Genomic DNA, 2582 nt, shown 5'->3' with positions numbered 1-2582 from the left:
GGGGACGACGATGACTGAGCGGGTGGTGGGCGGTGGCTGGGGGGACGGTGGCCTGGGGGACGGTGGCCCAGGGGGCGGTGGCCCAGGGGGCGGCCGTCCGGAGGTCGAGCGCTCGCAGGCCGGCGGCTCGCAGGCTGGCCGCTCGCAGACCGGACGCGCGCAGGCCGGCGGCTCAGAGGCTGGCCGCTCGCAGGCCGGCGGCTCGGAGGCGGGCCGCGCGCAGACCGACCGCCTGCGGACCGGTCGCTTGCAGACCACGCCCGCGCAGACCGTCGGCCCGTTCCACGCCGTCGCCCTGCCGTGGGCGGACGGGCCCCACGCCGTCGCCGAGGGCGCGCCGGGCGCGTTCTGGATCACCGGGACCGTGCGCGACGGGGCTGGCGAGCCGGTCGCCGACGCGGTCGTGGAGACCTGGCAGGCCGACCCGGACGGCCGGTTCGACCACCCCGACGACCCGCGCGGTCCGGTGCGGCGCCCCGGCTTCCGGGGGTTCGCGCGCAGCGGCACGGCCCCGTCGGGGGAGTTCCGGCTGCTGACCGTGAAACCCGGCCCGCTGCCGTTCGGCGACGGGCGCGCGCAGGCCCCGCACCTGGACGTCTCGGTGTTCTGCCGCGGCCTGCTGGTGCGGTTGGTGACCCGGATCTACTTCCCCGACGAACCCGCCAACGCCGAGGACCCGGTGCTGGCGTCGATCCCCGACCCGGCCGCGCGCGCCACGCTCGTCGCGGTGGCCCAGCCCGGCGGGTACCGCTTCGACATCCACCTGCAGGGGGAACGTGAAACCGTCTTCTTCGACCTCTGACCGGGCCGCCGGACCGCTGCCGCACCACGAGGACAGCGGCCCGCGCGACGCCCCGGTCCTGGTGCTGGGCAGCTCGCTCGGCACCACCACGGCCCTGTGGGAGCCGCTGCTGCCAGTGCTGGAGCGGCACTTCCGGGTGATCCGCGTCGACCACCCCGGTCACGGCGGCAGCGCGCCGCGCGCGTTCCGCGACGTCGGCGACCTCGGGCGCGGCGTGCTCGCGCTGCTGGACTCGCTGGGGGTGCGGGAGTTCCGCCACGCCGGGGTGTCGCTGGGCGGCATGGTCGGCATGTGGCTGGCCGCGCACGCCCCGGACCGGGTGGCGCGGCTGGCGCTGTGCTGCACCACGGCGGCCTTCGACGACCCCGAGCCGTGGCTGGCGCGGGCCGACCTGGTGCTGGCGCGCGGCGTCGGCGCGACCGCCGAGGGCACGGCGGCCCGGTGGTTCACCCCGGCGTTCGGCGCGCGGGGCGAGCGGCTGCTGGCGGGGCTGTCCGAAGTGGACCCGCTGTCGTACGCGGCGGCCTGCGGCGCGCTGGCCAGGCTGGACCTGCGCCCCCTGCTCCCGACGATCACCGCGCCCACGCTGGTGGTCGCGGGCGACGGCGACACGGGAACCCCGCCCGAGCACGGGAGGGCGATCGCCGACCTGATCCCCGGCGCCCGGTTCCACGTGGTGCCGGGCGCGCACCTGGCCGTGGTGGAGTCGCCGGACGAGGTCGCCGGGGTGCTCGTGCCGCACCTGGTGGGACCGTGAGCGGGGAGGGAGCCGCGGCCGGGGTGGGCCCCGCCGGGGCCGCGGCGCCGGGCGCCGCGGGTGGTCCCGGTCCGGCGCCGCGCGGCGGGGTCCCCGTCGGTGGGGGCCCGGTCGGCGCCGACCGGTACGAGGCGGGCATGGCGGTGCGGCGGGCGGTGCTCGGTGACGAGCACGTCGACCGGGCCGCCCTCGACCCGTTCGGCGCGGACTTCCAGCGCTACGCCACCGAGACCGCCTGGGGCGCGGTGTGGACCCGGCCGGGGCTCGACCGGCGGACCCGGTCGTGCGTGGCGCTGTCCGGGCTCGCCGCGCTCGGGCACGAGCGGGAGCTGGCGCTGCGCGTCGCGGGGGCGCTGCGCAACGGCGTCACGCGCGAGGAGATCGCGGAGGTGCTGCTCCAGGTCGGCGCGTACGCCGGGCTGCCCGCCGCGAACCGGGCGTTCGAGGTGGCGCGGCGGGTGCTCGCCGATGGCTGACTTCGTCCAGTCGCTGGCCAGGGGGCTGCTGGTGATCCGGGCGTTCGACGCCGACCACCCGGAGCTGACGCTCAGCCAGGTCGCCCGGATCACCGGGTTGACCAGGGCGGCGGCGCGGCGGTTCCTGCACACGCTGGTCGCGCTCGGGTACGTGCGCTCGGACGGCAGGCTGTTCGCGCTGCGCCCGCAGGTGCTCCAGCTCGGGCACGCCTACCTGTCCAGCCTGTCCCTGCCCGCGCTCGCCCAGCCGCACCTGGAGAAGCTGGCCGCCCAGGTCCGCGAGTCGTGCTCCATGTCGGTGCTCGACGGCGACCGGGTGGTGTACGTGGCGCGGGTGCCGACGAAGCGGATCATGTCCGTGACGATCAGCGTGGGCACCCGCTTCCCCGCGCACGCGACCGCGATGGGCCGCGTGCTGCTCGCCGCGCAGGACCGGGCGTGGCTGGACGAGTACCTGGCGAAGGCGCGGCTGGAGCGGTTGACGTCGCGCACGGTCGTCGACGCCCGGCGGTTTCGGCAGGAGCTGGACGTGGTGCGCGGGGAGGGC

Annotated in this window: 4 protein-coding genes; all 4 read left to right on the top strand. The window is 77.7% G+C overall.

From position 1 onward, the window contains the following. Nucleotides 1-232 precede the first annotated feature (232 nt). Complete coding sequence (pcaG, locus tag ACTUAL_RS14380) at nucleotides 233-802, top strand: protocatechuate 3,4-dioxygenase subunit alpha (RefSeq protein WP_198320647.1); 570 nt, start codon at nucleotides 233-235, stop codon at nucleotides 800-802. Next, a complete protein-coding gene (locus ACTUAL_RS14375) occupies nucleotides 777-1559 on the top strand; it encodes an alpha/beta fold hydrolase (RefSeq protein ID WP_440900593.1) in 783 nt (260 codons plus the stop codon). The genes pcaG and ACTUAL_RS14375 overlap by 26 nt, the downstream gene beginning before the upstream one ends. A 137-nt stretch (nucleotides 1560-1696) precedes the next feature. Then, on the top strand, nucleotides 1697-2035 hold the full coding sequence (locus ACTUAL_RS14370; RefSeq protein WP_440900594.1) for a carboxymuconolactone decarboxylase family protein: 339 nt from the start codon (nucleotides 1697-1699) through the stop codon (nucleotides 2033-2035). Continuing rightward, a partial coding sequence (locus tag ACTUAL_RS14365; RefSeq protein WP_440900592.1) for an IclR family transcriptional regulator domain-containing protein occupies nucleotides 2028-2582 on the top strand: 555 nt, incomplete at its 3' end. The genes ACTUAL_RS14370 and ACTUAL_RS14365, both read left to right, overlap by 8 nt.

This window comes from Actinosynnema sp. (assembly GCF_052038725.1).
This window is presented reverse-complemented; position numbering and strand designations above follow the sequence as displayed.

Bases quoted from the DNA above. Each gene is read 5' to 3' on its own strand.
- ACTUAL_RS14370 (WP_440900594.1), top strand. From the start codon at position 1,697: ATGGCGGTGCGGCGGGCGGTGCTCGGTGACGAGCACGTCGACCGGGCC.